Source organism: Butyrivibrio fibrisolvens (genome assembly GCF_037113525.1).
GTDB classification, from domain to species: domain Bacteria; phylum Bacillota; class Clostridia; order Lachnospirales; family Lachnospiraceae; genus Butyrivibrio; species Butyrivibrio fibrisolvens.
The window spans coordinates 3,953,379-3,975,119 of the sequence record NZ_CP146963.1 but is presented as its reverse complement, the minus strand read 5'-3'; the positions used below and the strand labels follow the sequence as shown (position 1 = coordinate 3,975,119).

Here is a 21,741-nt window from a genome sequence, read left to right as displayed (position 1 = left end):
ACAAAACTCAATGTTACGAGACATTACTATAGGACAGTATTATCAAACTAAATCCGTCATCCATGATCTTGATCCAAGAGTCAAGATAGTGGCTACGCTTGCTTTTATAATATGTCTGTTTATGGTAAACAATCTGACAGGATATGCAGTAGCAGCTGCGTATCTTGTAGCGATCATATATCTGTCACATGTTCCGCCATCATTTATATTCCGCGGAATGAAAGCCATATTCATGCTCCTTATGATCACATTTTTATTCAATCTCTTCCTTACACCTGGGGAGACACTTGTATCTTTTTGGATCTTCAACATTACAAAAGAAGGCCTGATACTTGCAGGTAAAATGGCAATAAGGCTGATATTCCTAATAACAGGATCATCAGTCATGACACTTACGACCACTCCAAACCAGCTTACAGACGGCCTTGAAGTTCTTCTGGGACCGTTAAAAAAGCTCAAGGTTCCGGTTCATGAGATCGCCATGATGATGGCCATAGCCCTTAGATTCATACCAATCCTCATGGAAGAAACTGATAAGATCATGAAAGCGCAGATGGCCAGAGGTGCTGACTTTGAAACAGGCGGAATGATCAAAAAGGCCAAAAGTCTTGTGCCAATACTTGTCCCCCTCTTTATCTCAGCATTCAGACGCGCCAACGACCTCGCCATGGCCATGGAGGCAAGGTGCTATCACGGCGGAGAAGGCAGAACAAGGATGAAGCCACTTATGTACAGACATCGCGATTTTGTCGCATATGCCGCCTTTATTATATTCATGGCTGCCATGATCGTGTGTGGCAGAATGAGTTTTTTGGTCTGACTTATGGAAAAAGAACTACAATAAATATATTCTTCACGATCTTGTATGGTGAATTCGCATTTACTGCAAATTTCGTGAGGAAGTGACAAAAGTTATAAATTTATCGAATAATAAATATTTATTGAGATCTAAAGATCTTATAGAAATGGAGTAAATATGCCAAGAGTAATGCTGATAACAGCATATGACGGCACAAATTATAACGGATCAGCGTATCAGCCTGAGGCTACAACAGTAGAAGGTATGCTGATGCGCGCACTAAAAGGATTAACAGGCGAAGACGTAGAGCTTATAGGCGCAAGCCGCACTGATGCAGGAGTTCACGCACTTAGTAATCTCTTTGTGTTTGATACAGGTTCTACCGTTCCTCCGGATAAGTTTTCCTACGCCCTTAACAGCATGCTTCCTGAAGATATAAGGATCATGAAATCAATGGAAGTCGATAGTTCTTTTCACCCAAGGCACTGTAACACAGTCAAGACCTATCAGTACAGGATATGGAACGCCGATGTGATGCTCCCTGTCAAAAGACTCTATGCCTGGCATTGCAGCTTTGATCTCGATATCCAAAGGATGCAGGCAGCAGCGCATTATCTGGAAGGAACTCACGATTTTACCTCATTTTGTAATACACAGACTCAGACACCTGACCACGTACGCACTGTTTGCAGCGTAGGTGTGTTCAGAGAAGGTCAGGAAGTCGTTATTGAAGTAAAAGGTAAAGGCTTTTTGTATAACATGGTAAGGATCATAGCCGGTACGCTTGCTATGATTGGCAGAGGCAAGGGCGAGCCGGAAGATATAATAAATATGCTTGAAGCAAAAGACAGGTCCGCAGCCGGCCCTACAGCGCCCGCAAACGGTCTTTGCCTTATGAAGTACGAATTTCCGGATAAAGAAGTATCTCTGTGAGCACTAGAAATAGAAATGCCAATAGATTATCCTGAAAAACCTAAATCAGTAAGTATGATTTACAATAAAATGCTTGACAAATCTACTAAAATCAGACTAAAATATATTGCTGTGTGACGATTTTTTGTTACACATTTAATTTGTTAATATCATTCGGAAGACCCGGTAAGCTTCCAATGATACAGTGAAAACTTGCCTTCATGGTGCGGTTTTCATAGGTGCATCGGCACCGCGAAGCGTCTGCCTCACAAACAGAGAAGTCTATCCACGGACTTTAGTGCTTCGTATATATCATGGCAGAAATCAGGTGAAGGGTTTCTGTAACGTGAAAAGGCTGGCGGCAGTTCTTTTCATAGTATATAGTCACAGTAACTATGGAGGTAATACGATGAAAACATTCATGCCAAGCGCAACTAACGTAGAGAAGAAATGGTACGTAGTTGATGCAACAGATAAGACACTTGGTCGTCTTGCTACAGAAGTAGCTAACGTCCTTAGAGGAAAGAACAAAGCTATCTACACACCTAACATTGATACAGGCGATTTCGTAATCGTAGTAAACGCTGAGAAGATCAAAGTTACAGGTAAGAAGCTTGATCAGAAGATTTACTGGCACCACACAGATTACGTTGGTGGTCAGAAGCAGGCTACACTTCGTGAGATGCTTAACACTCACCCTGAAAGAGTTATCGAGCACGCTGTTAAGGGCATGCTCCCTAAGGGTTCTCTTGGAAGAGAAATGTACACAAAGCTTCATGTATATGCAGGACCAGAGCACAATCACGCTGCTCAGAAGCCTGAAGTACTGGATTTTTAATTACAGGTAATTGAAAGGAGAATTCAAAATGGCTAAAGCAGCAACATATTATGGTACCGGCAGAAGAAAGAGTTCTGTTGCACGTGTATACCTTCACCCTGGTAAGGGAAATATAACAATCAATAAGAGAAACATTGACGATTATTTCGGTCTTGAAACACTTAAGACAATCGTTCGTCAGCCACTCGTAGCTACAGAGACTTCTGAGAAGTTCGACGTAGTTGTAACAGTTAGAGGCGGCGGTACAACAGGTCAGGCTGGTGCTATCCGTCACGGCATTTCTCGTGCACTTCTTCAGGCTGATTCTGAGGAGTACAGACCTACACTTAAGAAGGCTGGATTCCTTACAAGAGATCCTCGTATGAAGGAAAGAAAGAAACCAGGTCTCAAGAAAGCACGTCGTGCTCCACAGTTCTCGAAGAGATAATCATCTGCTATTGCAGAATATTATTTCTTCGGAAATATTCAAAGATTTATTACCGGAAGCCCATGTGGCTTCCGGTTTTCTATTTAAGTCGTTCCTATTCGGGAATTAAAAATTTCACTTTACGATTCTATAAGATACTAGAAGATGCTTCAAAGACCCTATTTAGGCATGTCTATTGGTTTGTGCTTCTTAGTGTTCTTGACTACAAATCTTGTTTTATTCTGTTTGAGTCAATGATCGCAGTGTGTCAGATTGACTGCAATTCCAAGATTATTCTATATAAGTCAACCAGCTACGGTTGAGGATTTGACTGCAAATCCAGTTTTCTCATATATGGGTCAACTATTGTACGGGGAGGTGTTGACCTTAAATCAGGTAATTCCAAAATGAGTCAATTGTCTTTGGGAATATCTATGACCGCAATTCCATAATTCTGTACATGAGTCAAGTGTCGAGCTGTAATCAGATGACTACAAATCCGGTCTTATTCAAAATGAGTCAATGTAAGACTAAGTAGCTAGTTGACTTCATTTCTACTAATGCTCTATTTGAATCATATTCTGATGAAAAAAATTGACCTATTCTTAATAAAATCTTATTTGAATCAATTCATAATCTCCTAAAGAAAAAAGAAAACAACAAAGAAAACAACAAAGAAAACAGCTTCAACACAAGAAAATACTTATTATTATCACCAATCGAAAGAAAATATAAAAGAAAAGAGGAAAAATAATTGTATGGATTAAGAGAAATGCTTTTACAGGAGCAAAAGCACCTGCGAGGCATAATAGCTAATACAAAAGAAAAAGATATTGCTACTCCTGAAGGACGACTTCGCATATCAGTTGATCACGGAGTGGCCAGATATTATCAGTGCGTAGATGACAGATATGGAGAGTATATCCCAAGGGATAATGTACAGCTTCCTCGTCAACTGGCACAGAAAGCATATAATGATACAGTACTTAAGACTGCTGAGGCAAGAGCCAAGCATATTGCCAGATGCCTCAAGAATTATAATGATGATGAGCTTGAACAACTATTTACGTCGCTACACCCTGAGAGACAGAAACTAATCACTCCGGTTGAGCAAACATTTAGCCAATTACAAGAACAATGGTACTCAGAGCCATATGTTGGCAAAGCTTTCAAAGAAGGAATGCCTGTAATTCTTACAGAGAAAGGAGAACGTGTCCGATCAAAGTCGGAGAAAATCCTTGCCGATTTCTTTTACCGGAACAATATTCCATATAAGTATGAAAAACCATTAAGCCTATCAGGTTATGGGATAGTCTATCCCGATTTCACATTCCTTTCGAGAAAACTACGAAAAGAGATTTATTGGGAGCACGAAGGGATGATGGACAAGCCTGAATACGCCACCAAGGCGGTTAAAAAGCTCAATAGCTATCAAATGAACGGGATACTTCCCGGAGAGCGCTTAATCCTTACGTTTGAGACGGAACAGGATGTTTTGAATACAAGGATTGTCAGCGAATTGGCGGATAAATATCTCAGATGAATGAATACCTCGGGTGAACTGTAATTAATTGATTTGCATGCCGGTATATTATATCGCATACTGTAAATGTATGTAATAAAATGAGAGAAATGGCGGAGTGAATATGCTTTTATACCATTATTATGACAAGAAAATCGGCCCTTTTAAGAATTTGTCAGATCTTAGCATAGAAGAAGCCAATAGAATCCTTTTGACTATCAAATCTGAGAAGCCTGAGACCATGTGTGCAAAAAGGCAAGATAGCTATATTGCAGACAGAAGGCATTTCGAAAAAATACAGAAGCAATAAATGTCTCAAATGAATTATAATCATTGCTAAAGTATATGGTATGGGATAAGAGGACGAAAAATGGATTTCAGAAAGGCAACTTTAGAAGATATTGATATGCTTGTTACTACAAGAATAGAAGTGCTTAGGGCCGCAAATGGGCTTGATGCAGGTGTCGACATGTCAGAAGTGGAGAAGGAATCCAGAGAATACTATTCCAGAGCACTTACAGATAATACGCATACTGCATATTTAGTATCCGATGGAGATACATTTGTAGGTGCCGGAGGTGTGAGCTATTTCAAGGTCATGCCTACTTACCATAATCCAAGCGGTGAAAAGGCCTATATTATGAACATGTATACCGCTCCGGCCTATCGAAGACAAGGCATTGCTTATAAAACACTGGATCTTCTTGTGAAGAATGCTAAGAGCAGGGGAATAACAGCGATTTCTCTTGAAGCTACTGATATGGGAAGGCCTCTGTATGAGAAGTATGGCTTTGTAAAAATGAATAATGAAATGGAACTTAGTGGAGATGCAAAATGATAGCTGAAGGAAAGCATATCTATATATATGGTGAAAAGGGGAAAGCTGCGCCACTCATAGTCATGAATACATTTCAGGGCAATGGAAGTGATGTTTATAGCGCGCTTTGTACTATAGCGGAAAAAGAGCTGAATCTTGCTGTTATAAGTGATATCAACTGGAATGAGGAGATGTCCCCCTGGGAATGTGCTCCTTTGTATAAAAATGATAGCCCCTACACAGGAGGGGCAGATAAATATCTTGATAAGCTGACTGGAAGCATAATCCCTGCTATAAAAGCTGAGCTTGGTGCAGAGCCTGAATATACGGCTATTGCAGGCTATTCACTTGGAGGATTGTTCGCTATTTACAGCTTGTACAGGACTGATGTGTTCTCAAGAGCAGTAAGTGCATCCGGATCTATGTGGTATCCTTCATTTTTAGAATATGCAGAAAAAAATAATTTTGGTAAAATGCCTTCAAGAGTATATTTTTCCCTTGGCGATAGAGAGGCGCGCACTCGCAACGCGCTTCTTAGCACAGTTGAAGATAAGACCGGAAAAGTTTATGATCAATACAAGAATAAGGGCATAGAAACTACGTTTGAAATGAATCCCGGAAATCATTTCAAAGATGCGGATCTGCGTCTTGCAAAGGGAATAGCCTGGATACTTAAATGATCTTAACTAATAAATAATTAACATCAAGAGAAAGACCAAAGAGAGCGGCCATGACAAATACAGAACAGACCACACAAAATATGACCTCAGGAAACAGTATGAAACAGATCATACTGTTCTTTTTGCCCTTATTATGGGGAAATCTTTTCCAACAACTATATAGTCTTGTGGATAGCATTATAGTTGGCAAGGGAATCTCGGATCAGGCGCTGGCTGCTGTTGGGGCAACCGGGACACTTAACTTCCTTATACTTGGATTTGTTGTGGGGATGACCAGAGGATTTGGCATAACCTTTGCCCAGAGCTTTGGAAAAAACGATATGGCTATGCTGAATGCATACATCAGAGCAGCCAAGAAGCTCAGTATCACGTTTGGAATAGCCTTTACTGTTGTATGCGTTTCTTTGCTCAATAAGATGCTGACGTTCTTGAACACTCCTGAAGATATCTTTGACGATTCGTATAGATATTTTGCTGTGATCTTATTGGGAATTGTAGTGACGGTTATGAATAACCTTGAGATTACAATTCTCCAGTCAATGGGAGATTCCAGAACGCCCCTCACTGCTATGATCTGTTCATCACTCGTGAACATCATGCTTGATATTATTTTCATAATGGCCTTTGGCACAGGAGTTGTCGGAGCAGCAGTGGCAACAGTGGTCTCTCAGTTTGTATCATACCTTTTGTGCCTTAAAAAGCTTAGAACCATCGATTTTATGAGTCTGGGAAAAGACACGTCAGAAATAGCAGATGAAAAGAATATATTGGTTGAACTGATGAAAATAGGACTTCCTGTGGCACTTATGAATTCGGTCACAGCTGCAGGGGCCATGGTATTGCAGTACTTCGTAAATCTTATGGGAAGTGCATATGTGGCAGCCTATTCAGCCTGCATGAAATTTGCATCACTCTTTGAGCAGTTCGGAATGTCCGTAGGTCTTTCCATGATGACCTTTGTGGGGCAAAATAAGGGCGCTGGCAAATATGACAGGATACGCACAGGAGTAAGACAGGGCCTGATGCTCTCTACACTTGTGAATGTGCCTATATCGCTCCTTATGATATTTGTGCCCGGAAGCCTGGCAAGGATGCTGCTGACTGACAACATGATAATCGGTTATTGTACCGATTTCATGCCGATCATGGGAATAAGCTTTTTTGCCCTGGGCTGGCTTTTTGTATACAGATATTCTGTTCAGGGGTTGGGCAATACCTTTATACCAATGCTCTCAGGCGGGCTCGAAGTCATTATGAGACTGATCTTTGGCTTTTTGGTAGGAAGGAACGGATTTAAGGGAATTGCCATTTCTGAAGTATCTGCATGGATAGGCGCTTTTTTGATGCTCATGGTGACATACTATTGTTTAATTGGCAAAAGAACTAAAGTTATATAGGTCAGTGTTTTAGCGGATCTTTCATCGGTAGCAAAATTCTGACAGACGTTAGTTGCTATGATATTTGCAGTACCTATGATGGATGAAAGGGCAGCAGTAATGGAACTATGGGACGCTTATGATTCAAAACTTAATAAAATTGATGGAATGACACTAATTCGCGGGGAAGAAGTTCCAAACGGATTCTTTCATCTTGTGTCTGAAATTATTGTTAGACACGTTGATGGCACTTATTTACTTATGCAAAGAGAGCATGGAAGGCATCTGGGAGGAATGTGGGAAGCCACTGCAGGAGGATCTGCACTTCAAGGCGAAGATCCGCTTGCTTGTGCGCTACGCGAACTTTCAGAAGAAACAGGAATTAAAGCCGATAAGCTTACAGAAGTAGGTCGTGTTCTGCATCACCTACATAGATCAATATATGTGGATTACCTTTGTGAGACTAATATTGATAAAAACAGTGTGGTATTGCAGGAAGGAGAAACGTCTGCATATAAATGGGTATCGGCAGAGGAACTGCGCTCAATGCCCCGTGAGGCGCTTGCAACACAAAGGATGCTGAATTTTATTGAAGAACTTAATTGATGCAAAAAAAGGCAAGTGAAAAGCAAGAGAAAATCTATAGAGAAGCTATAGAAAAGCCATAGAAAGAGAGGAGTGCATGGGAGTATTAACTGGGAAAGAATGGGCTTTTGATACCGCTGCATCCAAATATGAGAGGATGCGACCTGGGTATACAGAAGATTTATATAAACAGATATTTGATTATTGCTCTATAGATGAGCAAAGTGAACTTATTGAGGTTGGTATAGGAGGAGGCCAGGCTACACTGCCTTTTCTTAAAAAGAACTCTCATGTTACTGCTATTGAGTATGGGAAGAACCTTGCTGATATATGTAAAGAGAAGTTCAAGGATTATACAGGCTTTGAAGTCATAACATCAAAGTTTGAGGACGTAGAACTTAATGATAATGCCTATGATTTAATATATTCTGCATCAGCTTTTCACTGGATATCGGAAGAAATTGGATATACAAAAGTATATAAAGCTTTAAAGCCCGGCGGAGTGATCAGGATATACGATACCATGGATCTCCAGTTGGCTAGAAAAGTGAAATAGAATTAGTCTTTTTCTCATCTTTGATTATATACAAAGTTGAGATTGTTATAAGAGGATGGTAGATGTTATCATCAATATATTGATACTCGAAAGGAGAAGGCATATGAGGAAATATGTAATCGCTCAGTAATCTGAGCTTAAAATAAAAATGAACAATTAAGCTCAGATGAATCCTTAAAAGAACAGGAGGATTTATGAGCTATATCAAAGCAGAAACGATTCTGCCCCAAGATCTCATCGAGGTTATTCAGCAATATGTAAGCGGTAAAAATATTTATATTCCGTGTAAAGAAAAACAGGACTGGGGAAGCCAGACTCATTCGAAACAATATTATGCAGCAAGAAATCGGAATATATACAAAGAGTATAAAAATGGATTTACTGTGACAGACTTATCCAAGAAATATTCTTTATCGGAAAAATCAGTTTACAGAGTACTGAAAAGCCAGAATAGATAACATATGGGGGAGAATACAAATGGAAGAACAATTTTTTTATCATGTAATATCGGATATGCCCAAGAAAACAGGGGAGCATATAGTATTGGATAAAAGCCATCCTAATGGCGTTCATAAGAGAGTATATGACCATATCAAAATAGTTGAAGACATATACAATAATCCGGATAAATACAAGGATACAGAACTTGATTATCCGGTAATAGTTGCTCTTCGAGAACTTGCACTTGAGAAAGTTAGAAAGCAAAAGTATCCGCAGTATCCTTCAAGAATGGCATCGATCTATGTTTCAAGATCATTCAAAGAAGCAGAACAATGGGGAGATTATTTTGCCAAACTTGGTCGTCCGACATATGGAATTGCAAAGGTCAAGGTTAATGGCAATACCTATGAAGGAGATGCATATAAGTGCTTTGACGGATGCGTTTCTGAAGAAGAAAATCTTAAAATGGCTGAAGTATACTGGCGCAATGGAGAAAACGACGATGGCCACCGAGAAATTCTAGAGATTCTTGCGGCTGGTGATATTGAAGTTATTGAGATTGTAAAAGAAATTAACGCTAATATTTGATAAGTCCATGACTTAGGGAGTTCACATGAACTCCCTTTTTGGCATTAAATTATGACGAATATATTCTATGAGGCAGAACTATGAATAATCTTTAGATGGAGACGACAACATGAACAAGACAGGAACACGTACATTAGAAACATCAAGACTTATACTTAGGAGATTCACCATCGAGGATGCCGATGACATGTACAACAACTGGGCATCAGATCCCGAAGTTACGGAATTTCTCACCTGGTCTCCACATCCAAATGTAGATTTTACAAGGCAGCTTTTAAAAGACTGGATCAGTAAATATGAAGATGGTGCATATTTTAACTGGGTAATTGAACTTAAGGAAAATGGGCAGGCTATAGGAAATATTTCAGTAGTTGAACTTAATGAAAAGTTAGAAGCCGCAGAAATAGGATATTGTATGAGCAAAAACTACTGGGGACAAGGCATAATGCCTGAAGCATTGAAGGCAGTTATGGATTACCTGTTTGATGTCGTTAATCTTAACCGCGTTGCGGCCTGCCACGATGCAAATAATCCTAAATCCGGCAGAGTAATGGACAAAGCTGGAATGAAGCTAGAAGGAACTTTGCGTGCGACAGGAAAGAATAATAAAGGAATTCTATATGATAAAGTGTGGCATTCAATGATTAAAAGTGATAGATGTTAGAATAAATTATTCGTGTTAAAATTGGAGAACTTAATAAAAAAAAGACAACATGGGAGATCAAAGATGATAGACGGACACATTCATATAGAGTATGGAGATTATACACTTGACTGGATACAGAAGTTTGTTGATAAGGCTGTGGAAATGGAGCTTGATGAGATAAGGCTTCTCGAGCATAACTATATGTTTAAAGAGTTCGAACCCATGTACGACACAGTTCGTGCCAAGAGTGACTTTGTAGACAACTGGTTTTTACGAAAAGCGGGAAAAAAGAGCTACGAAGAGTACCTTGACCTAATAGATAAAGTCAGGGCCAGACAGTATCCTGTAAAAATTAAATTTGGACTTGAAGTATGTTTTTTCAAGGATTCCGTGGATCTGGTCAAAGAACTTACCAAGGATAAAGGCTTTGACTTTTTACTTGGCAGCATCCATTTTGTCGATAACTTCGCCTTTGACCACACAGCACAGTTATGGGAAGGAATCGATGTAGATAAGACCTATAAAACCTTCTTTGAAGACTCAATAGAACTTGCGAGGAGCAAAGCTTTCGACGGCATTGGCCATCCCGATTCAATAAAACTATTCGGTCATAGACCATCCTATGACCTGACAGATTATTATGAAAGGCTCGCAATAGCCCTTTCAGACAGCAATATGTACGCCGACCAGAACAGCGGAACTCAGAGAAGATGCCCGGATACATCTCCCCTTGGCATGGATAAAGAACTTATAAAAGCGCTTAAAAGACATAATGTAAAAATTATTACATCTTCAGATGCACATCACCCTGAGGACGTAGGTTACAAGATCAGAGAATTACAGGATGTAGTTATGACATGCCAATAATTAAGGAGATCTGAAAAGATTTTTGATGTAATTCGATGTCGGTAAATGCATGAATGTTTTTGGTGTAAACCAGACAACTGATAGTTTGGATAATCGATATTCGTGAGGCTTCCAAAGAAAAGCTGATAAATTGCACCTCAGGACAATAGTCTGGGGTGCTTTTTGTTGCACAAGACCGGCAAGCGAATGGATGCTTGCATACAAATTCATTTGCCGGTCGTAAGAACATGGAGCATGAAATGCGGAATGTTCGTGTGCGAAATCGAGTAGGAGTCAGCCTACTCGATTCCCCATTTCCTTCTCATAACACCCCACATGATGAAAGCAATAATAAAAAACTCGCAGTATAACAGCATATAACAGTTGACAACAGTTATATACTGTTATATGCTGTTTGTGGAGGGCAACGATATGCATATCATTTTAAATAACACCTCAATGGTGCCAATCTACGAACAGCTTGTGAATCAGGTCAAGAACGAGATAATAAACGGTGAACTTGCCGAGAATGAAGCACTTCCCTCGGTCAGAGCATTATCCGGAGAACTAAGGATTAGTGCTCTTACAGTCAAAAAAGCCTATGACAAACTGGAAGAGGAAGGATTCGTCATAACGGTGCATGGAAAAGGCACCTTTGTAGCTGCAACCGACAAGTCTCTTGCAATGGAAGCAAGAAGGAAGACCGTGGAAGATGACTTTGCAGCCGCAATTCAGAAAGCAAGCGCAGTTGGCTTTACCAAAGAGGATATTCTTGAGATCGTACAGATCATATTGGAGGAAAACTGATGGTTAAAGTTGAGAATCTTATAAAAAACTACGGAGATTTTAAACTGGAAGTCTCTTTAGAAATACCGGATGGAGCAGTTACCGGAATAGTTGGAAAAAACGGCGCCGGAAAGAGTACCACGATCAAGTCGATCCTTGGACTTATTAAGCCGGACGGCGGACATGTCACAGCTAACGGTAAGGAAGCATCAAAACTTACTGGAAAAGATAAACAAGAGATAGGCGTTGCCCTGTCAGACTCGGGCTTTAGCTCTTTTCTAACAGTTAAGGATATTACAGCAATACTCAAAAAGATGTACCCTTCCTTTAACGAAGATCTTTTTAGAAAAAACTGTTCATCCCAAGGACTTCCTGAAAATAAACAGATCAAGGATTTTTCAACAGGAATGAAAGCTAAACTCCGCGTGCTTGTAGCCATGAGCCATAATGCAAAGCTACTCATCATGGATGAGCCAACAGCAGGCCTTGACGTTGAAGCAAGAAACGAGATACTTGACCTTCTCAGAGAGTACCTGCTTGAGGATGAAAACCGTTCGATCCTTATCACATCCCACATATCCTCAGACCTTGAGGGACTTTGTGATGATATCTACCTGATCCATGATGGCAAGATAGTCCTTCACGAGGATACAGATGCGATACTTGGCAATTACGGCATACTTAAGGTAAGCGAAGAAGCTTATGAGAAGCTTGATAAGAGCTATATCCTCAGCACCAAAAAAGACCACTTCGGATATTCCTGCTTCACAAATGAAAAGCAGTTTTATGCAGAAAACAACCCGAATATAGTCATTGAAAACAGTGGAATAGATGACCTTATATTGATGATGACAGGAGGTAACTAAAATGCTTGGACTTATAGAAAAAGATCTTAGACTCACACTAGTCAGAAAGCAGACACTTGTAATATTCCTGGTAATGGCACTTGTTATGGGAATGTCGATGAATGGATCCTTCCTCATCTCGTACCTTACGATGCTTGCAATGATAGTCGGAACAGGAAGCATAACTTATGATGAATACGACAACGGCTTTTCGTTCCTGATGACACTTCCCTTCGACAGAAAGACATATGTAAGAGAGAAGTATCTGTTCAGCCTGATCGTATCTGTTGCAGCATGGTGCTTTGGAGCTATAGTCTTTGCCATTATCGATGTAGTTCGAAATGGAGGCGCCAGCCTCTCAGAGATCCCGATGATGACCGCAGTAATACCATCCATGTATATTGCAACAGCCATCATAATCCCTCTTCAGTTTAAGTATGGCGCAGAAAAAAGCAGACTCGCACTCTTTACAATATTTGGCCTTATTGCAGTTCTGGTGCTCGGATCTAAATCACTTTTAAAAGATTCAATTACTCCTGTGGTTAATATCATAAACACACTCCAAAATCTTTCAGGAGCTGTGATAATCTTGATCCTTGTTACATTTTGCGGCATTGTTTCAGTCATATCCTACCTGTTTAGCGTACAGATCATGGAGAAAAAAGAATTCTGATCCCATAACTTTTGCTGAGTATTAAGCTACAACTTTACTCATTTTATCAAGAATTCTTTCTGCCCCGCCTGTATAATGAAATTACGATATCGTAATAGAAAGGATTAAGAGCATGGAGAACTTAAGACTCCTTATACAGGCTTTGGAATATATCGAAGATAATCTGACGCAGCCTATCAAAACGGAAGCCATTGCTGATCATCTGCACTGCTCTAAATCCACTATTGAAAAGCTTTTCAAGTACATTAACAACATAAGTATCAGGGATTACATAATCCGTAGGCGTATGAGCAAGGCTTCAAGAGACATTGTCCACAGTCCCGAAAAATCACTTCTCGATATAGGTATAGAGTACGGATATGGCAGTAATGAAGCCTTCACAAGGGCTTTTTATAGTGTGTGGCAGGTATCGCCGTCGGAGTTTCGAAAGAATCCCTCTTTATTTGAGCTTTTTCCCGGATACAGAATTGACCGGGAGCTAATGGAGGAAAAGACGATGGCAGATAGAAAGAAAATTGATATTAGTGAATTATATGACTGTATAAAAGGCAGAAAAGGATGCTTCCTTATCCTTGGAGACATCAAAAGCCTTATACCTATCAACGAGATCTCCCATAAAGCAGGTGACCTTGCAATAATAACTGCCATGAAACGAATGGAGCAGGCAGCAGGACCTGATGACGTTGTTTTCAGGATTGGCGGCGATGAATTTGTCATGCTTACAAACTCATCAGATGAAAATTATGCCAAGAAAGTCTGTGAGGAAATCTTAAATCACAATGAAGAGTGCATAGTATGGGAGGGAAAAGAAATCCCGATGTCAATGTACGTTAAGGCAGTTCGCTATGAAGGCGGCACAGCCCTTAGATATTCTGAGTTTTTTACCATGCTTCAAAATGAACTCAGTGATGAGTACAAAAAGCAGTATTCGGGCTGAACAATACGGCCTAAATAACCTATTTACAAGAAAATTCTGGATGAAGTTACAATATTTTTAAGTTAGGGTAAATGAGATTAAAGCAAGTGAATATTAGCAAAACACTCACCTGATGCAGTTACACAATTGCATCAGGTTGCTTTTTATGTGAAAATGGCTTTATATCTTCGGGGGAGGAATATATATAATGTTGATAAATATTAATATCAAACAACTATCTAAACGCGGAAGACGGGTTAAACCGGTCCCGTTTGTCTATGATAAGCCCTTTGATACGGTAGAAGACTTTATAAAAGCTACGGTCAAGATCATGTACTATGCTTTTATGAACAAGGAAGCAGGCACCATAGAATCTGAAGACGGAGTCTTCCCTGTTTCAAATTCGGGCAAAGGTACTTCTGATTCAGAAAAAGGTAATCCTGATTCAGACAAAGGTACACATAATTCAGATGATGATCATCACAATTCCCAGCGTAAAGTCTTATCTCAGGAAGAACTGGACAACATGGCAGAAATTGGCAAGATTGCTTTTGATCTTGTATACGGAAGTAAAGACGTTACACTTGATAAAGCATATGAGACAGCACTCCTTGCCTATAAAGACGGCCTTGTGCGCCTTTTTGTGGGAGATAAGGAAGCTGGAGAGTTAGAGACGCCGCTAACACTTAAAGACGGCGATGAAGTTACATTTATACGACTTACATTTTTGGCAGGAAGGATCTGGTAATTTAAATTATGGATGAATATAAGGCATATAGAAAGATACAGGACAGAATAGACAAGGAAGAAAACGCTCTTCTTAAAACATATCCAAATGAAGTAAAAGAGTTTCTTCAGGCAGCAGGCTCTTACCACATTACAACTATAGTAAAGGTAGATCATGCACAGGCAATAAGAAAATACCTGTTAGAAACTGGTAACAAACCAAGCACATATTTTAAAGAGCACAAGGACTATTACAAGGGATGGATCAGAGATGAATTTCTTGATTCTTTTTACTACGCAGTAGATAACGTTATCTACTATCAGCATACTGACAGCTCCTATAGAAGGACGCTTCGAAGCGGAGCCTATGAAGATAACATAGGTAAGATCGCAGCTATTATAAGCGCTTTCCATAAGGACTCTATTTGGGGAAAGGACGCTATAGGCCTTCTTTGCGGCAAGTTCACTGAAGAGGAAGAAATATATTTTACGTTTAGACGAGACAGGATCCATGCTTATCTTATTGCTGCAGAACTTGACAGAGGCAACAAGGAACTTGAAGATTACCTCGAAGACCAGATTTTTGGAGAAGGCACAAGCGTAAACTATGAGATGATCCGCGGCATCATGATGAGTAAGAGTACAAGGCTTTATGAAGCTCTTGGCAAGCTCCTTCTTGCTGCTAAGCTCCAGGAAGGTTTAAGACAGTCCATCTGTGAAAATATGGACTGCGGACGAGAAGAAGCCTTTCTCTATTTTTACAAGATCCTTATAGACAATGACATGTTCAGATTTTCATCTGTAATAAGAGCAGGTGCAACCTGGACAGGCATTATAAACACAGATTCTTCCAAGCTTGACAGGATCTCCAAGAAAATGTTCGAGCTTTGCTATGAGTATCTTACTAACTTAGATGCAAGAAAAGCTGCGCTTTCAAGCGAAGATTCCATGGAGCTTTATATGGCTCTGTGGGCTTTTGGATGCCATGACTCAAGAGACAGCTCACAAATTGCTAAGGATATTTTTGCAAACGGAACACCTCACCAGAGGCTCGTTGCGATGTACTACCTTCTTGAAATGGGATTTGGAGACAGCACAATTACCGAGGCGCTTAAGTTTCATGCAGATGAAACTGACCTTATGGCTCTTGCAATTCCGCACCTTAGGGTACAAGCGTATCACTGTATAGATAAGCTGACCGGTAGTGTCTATGGCTTTAACAATAATAAAGAAAGAGATAAGCTTAAAAAGATCAAAGACAAAGTTATTAAAAAGGCTGAATTTGTAATAAACGAAGCTGATGCCCGCCTTGTTTATGATCGCCTTGTCTTTATATACAAAAATATTAAGGGCAAAAAGGCAGAGTTTGATCCTGTTGTATTCCCATGGTATAGCGCAACGCTATCTAAATCTGATCTTGTTATGATAATGGCTTATATAGCCAGATATGTTAAGGATAAAGAAATTGAAGAAACTGTGCTTAGCCATATAGCAGATCTTGAAGGCAACTATAAAGCGTATGTACTGCTTCTTCTTGCTTCAGTTCCTGAAACACCTTTTCAGAGAAAAACAGTTCTTTCCATGATCTCAAGTGGTGATACAGAGACAAGGTGCATTGCTTTCGATATCCTTGGTGAAATGGACTTTACAAGCGAAGATTATAGTGCTTTGGAGGATTCACTCAGACTTAAAAAAGCGGATATGAGAAAAGAAATCCTGTCTATTCTTTATAATCTTAAAAGGCAGGAACTATTGGATACCATAGAAAGGCTCCTTGCAGCCAAGTCAGAAGAAAAGCGCCTTGGCGGACTTAGTCTTATCATGATGCTCAAAAATGATGAAGAAAGATCTTCTGAATTTAAGGAATCCCTTAAGCTTCTTGGGACAGACGCAGAAAGAACGGATCATGAAAATACTCTTATCGCAGAAATTAAAGGTACTTCAATATCAGAAGGCTCTAAAGTAACAGAAGAGCCATTATATGATCCTGACGCTACTTACAAGCCTGTACTAGATGAAGCATGGATATCAAAATGCAGAGAAACTTTTGCAAAAGTATTCCCTGATTCAGTTCTTGCAAAGAACGAAGGTGACGCAGGTAAGGGCCTTAAGGCTGGCAAGAAGATCCTTGATAAAGTCCTTGGAAAAGGCTCATCTTCAGATGAAAAAGAAAAGCTCTTTGCGCTTGCTCATGAACTAGATGACCTTATCGTAAAGAACAAGGATAAAGAATATGTTGACCGTGAAGGCGAAACCAGGCTCCTTAGAGATGCGCAGCACCTTTATGGAAGTTATGTTGATAATAAACGCGAGATAATCTTCCACGATCTTTGGGATGAATTTTATAAAAAGACCCTTGGAAGCGATTATACACTTGCCCTTCGCCTCTTGATGCTTGTATATGCTCCTGATTCAACACCCGGATATGAAGAATTCTTTGAAGATGCTATTAAAGATATCTTTGGACCATGTTATGAAGATAACATTGAGTTTAAGTATCCTAATCTTGTAAGATGCGTCCTTCAATACCTTGAAACGGAATATAGAGATAGTATAGCTTTTATAGAGATAGGAACATCTGTATATTCATATCTTCTTAATGAGTATAAAGGACCTTTGGCCTTTAACTATACTTATAAAGACAGCTGGTCAGAAAAAGAAGAAAAAGCTTATAAGACTATCATTTCTCATCCGATCATGGCGAGGTTTAGTGAAATTTATACTGCAAACGAAGACTTTTTTGACAAGTTGTTCCCTATTAAGTGCGCAGTAGCAGATAAAGCTGATCTTAAAGGTGAAAAGGTCGAGTATGGATACAGGTATGAATCGAGGAATGTTAGCATTCAGGATTATCTCAAGGCTTGCCAGCTTGGTATCATATCAAGACAGTTCCTTGATACTGTGCTTTGGAGAGGGAAATCTATCTCAAATTCAGTAAGACTAATATCTGATTATGCAAAAAATATAAGAGAAAAAGGAAAATCTATAGCAAAACGCGGATATTCTTATGGTGGTAATGATCCTGAACACCAGCTTTATTACAAGAATAAAGACAAGTATGCAGATAGAAATGAAGCACTAGCTGCTTTGGTTAATTCCTGCTATGACAAGATTGTTCCCGTACTTGCGGAAAGCGAGCTTGGAAGAGGCGATATTGAAACTGAATATTCTGCAGCCAGCAGATCGCTTACAAGACTTTATGGAGGCTCATATTTTGTAAGGATACTGTCTGCCCTTGGTAATCAGAAGATTGACAGAAGCGCATATTATAGCTATTACTACACCTATAATGCGCCTTCCAGAGTTGAGAGCTTAAGCCACCTTCTTAGCATATGCGTTCCAGGCGAAGGTGATGATGCAGAAAGCTTAAAAGCAGAGCTTTCAGGCAAAAAGATCAAAGATTCAAGGCTTGTAGAAGCAGCTCTTTTTTCACCTGAATGGATAAATATAGTAGGAGAATACCTTGGCTGGGAGGGCTTTGTGCCTTGCTGTTACTACTTCATGGCTCACATGAATGAGCGTTTTGATGATAAGAGAAAAGCAATGATCGCCAAGTATACACCTTTGTCTACGGAAGAACTTAACGGCGGAGCCTTCGATAGCGAGTGGTTCAAGGATGTTTATAAAGCTGTTGGCGCAGACAGATTCAAGATCATATATGATGCAGCCAAGTATATAAGCGACGGCGCAAAGCACACAAGAGCAAGAAAATACGCAGATGCAGCCCTTGGCAATCTCGATATGGAAAGCGTTATGAAAGAGATAGAAGCTAAGCGTAATAAAGACTATGTCATGTGCCTTGGAGTTATTCCGTCCAAAAAGGCAGCAGATATTAAGGACAGATACCTCTTTATCAGAAAGTTTGAAAAAGAAAGCAAAAAGTTCGGAGCTCAGAGAAGAGCAAGCGAAAAGCTTGTCAGCGAGATGGCTATCAAGAACATGGCAACAGCTAATGGCTATCAGGATGATATGCGCTTTGTCCTTAGAATGGAGAGCAAGGTTTCTGAAGGCCTCCTTAGCTTTTTTGACCCAAAACAGGTTGAAGATATAGAAGTAAATCTTGAACTTGATAAGGAAGGAAAGCTTTTAGTTGTCGTTAATAAGGGCGGCAAAAAACTTAAATCCATACCTGCAAAACTTAAGAAAAACGATTATATCTTAGAACTTCAGGAAGCTAAAAAGACACTTGCAACGCAAGGCTCTAGAAGTAAGACCATGTTTGAAGAAGCAATGGAAGAAGAGACTCCGTTCACTATTGGAGAGCTTCGAGACCTTTCAAAGAGCCCTGTTATAGGACCTGTTGTAGGTGCACTTGTCCTTAAAGCAGGAGATGAGTTCGGATTTATGGATGAGCTTTCTAACCTTAAAGATAAAACAGAAGTACTTATAGCTCATCCATGGCATCTTTATAAAGCCGGAGTCTGGAGAGATTTCCAGAAGAAGATCTTTGATATGGAACTTAAGCAGCCATTTAAACAGGTCTTCAGAGAACTTTACATTAAGACTGATGATGAAAAAGAGCAAAAGCACCTGAACAGATTTGCAGGCAATCAGATCCAGCCAAAGCGTACAGTAGCACTTCTTAAGACAAGGCGCTGGGTTGCAGATATGGAGGATGGTCTTCAAAAGGTATACTACAAAAAGAATATCATCTCTTCAATTTATGCTCTTGCAGACTGGTTCTCACCAGCAGATATCGAAGAGCCGACACTTGAGTGGGTGGTATTCTATGACAGAAAGACTTTCAAAGAGTTAAAAGCAGGAGAAGTTCCGGATATCCTTTTCTCTGAGACAATGAGAGATGTGGATCTTGTAGTCAGCGTAGCTCATGCAGGCGAAGTTGATCCTGAATTCTCACACTCAACTATCGAGATGAGAAAGGCGATCGCAGAATTTACACTGCCACTGTTTAAGCTTACAAACGTAACCTTTACAGACACTCACGCGCTCATAAAGGGAACAAGGGGAAGCTACAGCGTGCATCTTGGAAGCGGCATAATACATCAGGAGGGCGGCCCTATGATCAATATCCTTCCTGTTCATTCACAAAGAAGAGGAAAGATATTCCTTCCATTTGTTGACGATGATCCAAAGACAGCAGAAGTAATATCCAAGATCCTCCTTTTGGCAGAAGATCAGAAGATCAAGGATCCCTTCATACTTGACCAGATAAAGAAATGAATTTTATATAAAAAGCAAAAGCATATGGACTAGCTTACTTCGTCTCTAGATACAAGACCCTTATCGATCTTTCCGAGCTCTTTGGATCCTTCCTGGATTATCTTCTCGGTCTGATCATAAAGAAGAGTTTCTTTTTCCTCTTTATCCATGTCGGCAAAGTCACCTTGTCCACAAGCATATCCCAACAGGATATGCTTGATGCTTTCTGCACAGTTCCTGTAAGTCCTGTGCTTGTCTGTGAATTTAAGCGTAGAACTGATTCCGACAACAATGGAAGTTATCGCCGTCATAAAAGGCACCATATATCTGCTAAACCATGGGAAATTCTCTGCACCTGAGAATACAGAAACAAATGTAGCAAGCGCCGGAATGATAACACCAAGTGCAGAAAACCATCTGTGGTATTTTCTGTTCTTGTTGGCATTCTTGATATAATAATCGAGAACCAGTCCGATCCTAATACGTTCTTCATCATTAGGAACCGAATTAAGTAAGAAAAGATACTGCTCATTTTCAGGTAATTTAACGAGCTCTCTAAGCTCCATGGTTTTCTGATTTTCAGAGGATGACTTATTAGTATTATCAGACATTTGGCACCTCCCAGCAAAATGGTAAACCGTATATTTCTACACATAAAATTATACAATGAGCAATATTAAAAAGAAATAAATTATTGCAATAAGTATACTAGAAACATTTCGCGCATATAAAAGCCCCTCTACATCCTGGAAATTTCCCGGGGATGGTAGTTGATAAAGGCTTTCCTCGTCTCAAAAGTGTTAAAATTCAAGGATTGATCAAGAAAGGAAAACTATGGAATCTTATTGTACAGTATTATCCGATAGAGTTAAAAATGTTTTGGATGCTCATATGACAGCATCAGATATCATAGAAGATACAAAAAAATTTGTCTACGATATGCTTGATCCTACATCTGAACGTGGAGACATGCTGTACCGATATGAACATTCTATAAGGGCAGCAGAGAATGCAAAGGTGATTGCACGTGCCGAAAATCTGCCGGAAGAACCGTTAATCCTTGCGTGTCTTTTACATGACGTTGGCTACAGAGAATGTGATGACGACTGGCGAAGACATCCTTTCGTCAGCGCAGATATTGCAAGGGTATACCTCCAGAATATTAACTATGATCCTGATATGACAGCAGAGATGGTACGCGGAATCGCAAGACATAATCTTACTGACGGTATTCCCGAGGATATGACAACCTTCCAGATATCTATTAGGGATTGCGATGATATAGATAGATTCGATATTATCAGAACAGCCATGGTCATGGGTGGGACCGTATTTGAAAAGACTAATAGCGAGATCATAGAAAGCTGCGAAGAAGCCATATCTAATGCCAAGTGGCTCATGAATCTTCCACGCGGAACTAAGACTGCAGAAATACTTCTTAAGAACAATCTTAATAAACGTATAGATCTTTTAAATGAAATAATTGCCCAGGCAAGAAAAGGCTTTTAAGATGGCTTTTGGTTAATTCTTAAAAAGTCATACCATTTTTATATAAAGGTGTAAGGAGGAACTAGTTGAAATGGCATCAAGTATAATACATCTTGCGGTAACTAATGAACTTAT

General features: G+C 39.8%; 23 protein-coding genes. 22 read left to right on the top strand and 1 reads right to left on the bottom strand.

All coding sequences use genetic code 11. The annotated features are described in order from the left end of the window. Nucleotides 1–10: 10 nt before the first annotated feature. The 21 genes from WAA20_RS16825 (at nt 11) to WAA20_RS16725 (ending at nt 20,139) form a co-directional block, all read left to right on the top strand. Complete coding sequence (locus WAA20_RS16825; RefSeq protein WP_073388417.1) at nt 11–820, top strand: energy-coupling factor transporter transmembrane protein EcfT; 810 nt, start codon at nt 11–13, stop codon at nt 818–820. A 156-nt stretch (nt 821–976) separates the two neighbouring features. Next, on the top strand, nt 977–1,732 hold the full coding sequence (gene truA / locus WAA20_RS16820) for a tRNA pseudouridine(38-40) synthase TruA (RefSeq protein WP_073388419.1): 756 nt from the start codon (nt 977–979) through the stop codon (nt 1,730–1,732). Nucleotides 1,733–2,120: 388 nt separating this feature from the next. After that, nucleotides 2,121–2,549, top strand: a complete 429-nt coding sequence (rplM, locus tag WAA20_RS16815; RefSeq protein WP_073388420.1) for a 50S ribosomal protein L13 — start codon at nt 2,121–2,123, stop codon at nt 2,547–2,549. Nucleotides 2,550–2,577: 28 nt separating this feature from the next. Next, nucleotides 2,578–2,976 carry a 30S ribosomal protein S9 gene (rpsI, locus tag WAA20_RS16810; protein ID WP_073388422.1) on the top strand — a complete coding sequence of 133 codons (399 nt, stop codon included), beginning with the start codon at nt 2,578–2,580 and terminating at the stop codon, nt 2,974–2,976. A gap of 733 nt (nt 2,977–3,709) precedes the next feature. After that, nucleotides 3,710–4,498, top strand: a complete 789-nt coding sequence (locus tag WAA20_RS16805; protein ID WP_081373868.1) for a hypothetical protein — start codon at nt 3,710–3,712, stop codon at nt 4,496–4,498. 103 nt (nt 4,499–4,601) lie between these two features. Further along, nucleotides 4,602–4,787 carry a hypothetical protein gene (locus tag WAA20_RS16800; protein ID WP_073388424.1) on the top strand — a complete coding sequence of 62 codons (186 nt, stop codon included), beginning with the start codon at nt 4,602–4,604 and terminating at the stop codon, nt 4,785–4,787. A 60-nt stretch (nt 4,788–4,847) separates the two neighbouring features. Beyond that, nucleotides 4,848–5,315 carry a GNAT family N-acetyltransferase gene (locus tag WAA20_RS16795; RefSeq protein ID WP_073388426.1) on the top strand — a complete coding sequence of 156 codons (468 nt, stop codon included), beginning with the start codon at nt 4,848–4,850 and terminating at the stop codon, nt 5,313–5,315. Continuing rightward, nucleotides 5,312–5,974 carry an alpha/beta hydrolase-fold protein gene (locus WAA20_RS16790; protein WP_073388428.1) on the top strand — a complete coding sequence of 221 codons (663 nt, stop codon included), beginning with the start codon at nt 5,312–5,314 and terminating at the stop codon, nt 5,972–5,974. The genes WAA20_RS16795 and WAA20_RS16790 overlap by 4 nt, the downstream gene beginning before the upstream one ends. Nucleotides 5,975–6,024: 50 nt before the next feature. Next, the gene (locus WAA20_RS16785; protein ID WP_073388430.1) at nt 6,025–7,371 is read left to right on the top strand and encodes an MATE family efflux transporter; all 1,347 of its coding nucleotides are present in this window, start codon (nt 6,025–6,027) and stop codon (nt 7,369–7,371) included. Between the two features lie 57 nt (nt 7,372–7,428). Further along, nucleotides 7,429–7,956, top strand: a complete 528-nt coding sequence (locus tag WAA20_RS16780) for an NUDIX domain-containing protein (protein WP_242951185.1) — start codon at nt 7,429–7,431, stop codon at nt 7,954–7,956. A 76-nt stretch (nt 7,957–8,032) separates the two neighbouring features. Further along, nucleotides 8,033–8,491, top strand: coding sequence for a class I SAM-dependent methyltransferase (locus WAA20_RS16775; RefSeq protein WP_073388431.1), 459 nt, complete (start codon nt 8,033–8,035; stop codon nt 8,489–8,491). A gap of 194 nt (nt 8,492–8,685) precedes the next feature. Continuing rightward, nucleotides 8,686–8,949 (top strand): CD3324 family protein, encoded by a 264-nt coding sequence (locus tag WAA20_RS16770; protein ID WP_026652464.1) that lies wholly within the window; start codon nt 8,686–8,688, stop codon nt 8,947–8,949. A 19-nt stretch (nt 8,950–8,968) separates the two neighbouring features. Next, nucleotides 8,969–9,520 carry a DUF2441 domain-containing protein gene (locus WAA20_RS16765; protein ID WP_338801582.1) on the top strand — a complete coding sequence of 184 codons (552 nt, stop codon included), beginning with the start codon at nt 8,969–8,971 and terminating at the stop codon, nt 9,518–9,520. A 109-nt stretch (nt 9,521–9,629) separates the two neighbouring features. After that, entirely contained in the window at nt 9,630–10,184 is a 555-nt protein-coding gene (locus WAA20_RS16760; RefSeq protein ID WP_073388435.1) for a GNAT family N-acetyltransferase, read from the top strand. 63 nt (nt 10,185–10,247) lie between these two features. After that, nucleotides 10,248–11,033 (top strand): PHP domain-containing protein, encoded by a 786-nt coding sequence (locus tag WAA20_RS16755; protein ID WP_073388436.1) that lies wholly within the window; start codon nt 10,248–10,250, stop codon nt 11,031–11,033. A gap of 411 nt (nt 11,034–11,444) precedes the next feature. Beyond that, nucleotides 11,445–11,819: a GntR family transcriptional regulator gene (locus tag WAA20_RS16750; RefSeq protein WP_073388438.1), complete on the top strand. Its 375-nt coding sequence runs from the start codon at nt 11,445–11,447 to the stop codon at nt 11,817–11,819. Further along, entirely contained in the window at nt 11,819–12,664 is an 846-nt protein-coding gene (locus tag WAA20_RS16745) for an ABC transporter ATP-binding protein (protein ID WP_073388440.1), read from the top strand. The genes WAA20_RS16750 and WAA20_RS16745 overlap by 1 nt, the downstream gene beginning before the upstream one ends. 1 nt (nt 12,665) lies before the next feature. Beyond that, nucleotides 12,666–13,316, top strand: coding sequence for an ABC-2 transporter permease (locus tag WAA20_RS16740; protein ID WP_073388441.1), 651 nt, complete (start codon nt 12,666–12,668; stop codon nt 13,314–13,316). A gap of 112 nt (nt 13,317–13,428) precedes the next feature. Continuing rightward, nucleotides 13,429–14,253 (top strand): helix-turn-helix domain-containing protein, encoded by an 825-nt coding sequence (locus WAA20_RS16735; protein ID WP_073388443.1) that lies wholly within the window; start codon nt 13,429–13,431, stop codon nt 14,251–14,253. 187 nt (nt 14,254–14,440) lie between these two features. After that, nucleotides 14,441–14,980, top strand: a complete 540-nt coding sequence (locus WAA20_RS16730; protein ID WP_073388444.1) for a hypothetical protein — start codon at nt 14,441–14,443, stop codon at nt 14,978–14,980. Between the two features lie 8 nt (nt 14,981–14,988). Beyond that, entirely contained in the window at nt 14,989–20,139 is a 5,151-nt protein-coding gene (locus WAA20_RS16725) for a DUF4132 domain-containing protein (RefSeq protein WP_073388446.1), read from the top strand. Nucleotides 20,140–20,168: 29 nt separating this feature from the next. On the opposite strand, the gene WAA20_RS16720 is transcribed toward WAA20_RS16725, so the two are convergent. After that, the gene (locus tag WAA20_RS16720; protein ID WP_073388448.1) at nt 20,169–20,729 is read right to left on the bottom strand and encodes a DUF4231 domain-containing protein; all 561 of its coding nucleotides are present in this window, start codon (nt 20,727–20,729) and stop codon (nt 20,169–20,171) included. Nucleotides 20,730–21,009: 280 nt separating this feature from the next. On the opposite strand from WAA20_RS16720, the gene WAA20_RS16715 reads away from it, so the two are divergent. Then, nucleotides 21,010–21,627, top strand: a complete 618-nt coding sequence (locus WAA20_RS16715; protein ID WP_167562730.1) for an HD domain-containing protein — start codon at nt 21,010–21,012, stop codon at nt 21,625–21,627. Nucleotides 21,628–21,741: the final 114 nt, after the last annotated feature.

Coding starts and splice junctions, on each gene's coding strand:
- WAA20_RS16765 (WP_338801582.1), top strand. CDS start 8,969: ATGGAAGAACAATTTTTTTATCATGTAATATCGGATATGCCCAAGAAA.
- WAA20_RS16750 (WP_073388438.1), top strand. CDS start 11,445: ATGCATATCATTTTAAATAACACCTCAATGGTGCCAATCTACGAACAG.
- WAA20_RS16795 (WP_073388426.1), top strand. CDS start 4,848: ATGGATTTCAGAAAGGCAACTTTAGAAGATATTGATATGCTTGTTACT.
- WAA20_RS16770 (WP_026652464.1), top strand. CDS start 8,686: ATGAGCTATATCAAAGCAGAAACGATTCTGCCCCAAGATCTCATCGAG.
- WAA20_RS16745 (WP_073388440.1), top strand. CDS start 11,819: ATGGTTAAAGTTGAGAATCTTATAAAAAACTACGGAGATTTTAAACTG.
- WAA20_RS16780 (WP_242951185.1), top strand. CDS start 7,429: ATGATATTTGCAGTACCTATGATGGATGAAAGGGCAGCAGTAATGGAA.
- rpsI (WP_073388422.1), top strand. CDS start 2,578: ATGGCTAAAGCAGCAACATATTATGGTACCGGCAGAAGAAAGAGTTCT.
- WAA20_RS16715 (WP_167562730.1), top strand. CDS start 21,010: ATGACAGCATCAGATATCATAGAAGATACAAAAAAATTTGTCTACGAT.
- WAA20_RS16825 (WP_073388417.1), top strand. CDS start 11: ATGTTACGAGACATTACTATAGGACAGTATTATCAAACTAAATCCGTC.
- WAA20_RS16800 (WP_073388424.1), top strand. CDS start 4,602: ATGCTTTTATACCATTATTATGACAAGAAAATCGGCCCTTTTAAGAAT.
- rplM (WP_073388420.1), top strand. CDS start 2,121: ATGAAAACATTCATGCCAAGCGCAACTAACGTAGAGAAGAAATGGTAC.
- WAA20_RS16755 (WP_073388436.1), top strand. CDS start 10,248: ATGATAGACGGACACATTCATATAGAGTATGGAGATTATACACTTGAC.
- WAA20_RS16790 (WP_073388428.1), top strand. CDS start 5,312: ATGATAGCTGAAGGAAAGCATATCTATATATATGGTGAAAAGGGGAAA.
- WAA20_RS16740 (WP_073388441.1), top strand. CDS start 12,666: ATGCTTGGACTTATAGAAAAAGATCTTAGACTCACACTAGTCAGAAAG.
- WAA20_RS16785 (WP_073388430.1), top strand. CDS start 6,025: ATGACAAATACAGAACAGACCACACAAAATATGACCTCAGGAAACAGT.
- WAA20_RS16775 (WP_073388431.1), top strand. CDS start 8,033: ATGGGAGTATTAACTGGGAAAGAATGGGCTTTTGATACCGCTGCATCC.
- WAA20_RS16720 (WP_073388448.1), bottom strand. CDS start 20,729: ATGTCTGATAATACTAATAAGTCATCCTCTGAAAATCAGAAAACCATG.
- WAA20_RS16735 (WP_073388443.1), top strand. CDS start 13,429: ATGGAGAACTTAAGACTCCTTATACAGGCTTTGGAATATATCGAAGAT.
- WAA20_RS16725 (WP_073388446.1), top strand. CDS start 14,989: ATGGATGAATATAAGGCATATAGAAAGATACAGGACAGAATAGACAAG.
- WAA20_RS16760 (WP_073388435.1), top strand. CDS start 9,630: ATGAACAAGACAGGAACACGTACATTAGAAACATCAAGACTTATACTT.
- WAA20_RS16730 (WP_073388444.1), top strand. CDS start 14,441: ATGTTGATAAATATTAATATCAAACAACTATCTAAACGCGGAAGACGG.
- truA (WP_073388419.1), top strand. CDS start 977: ATGCCAAGAGTAATGCTGATAACAGCATATGACGGCACAAATTATAAC.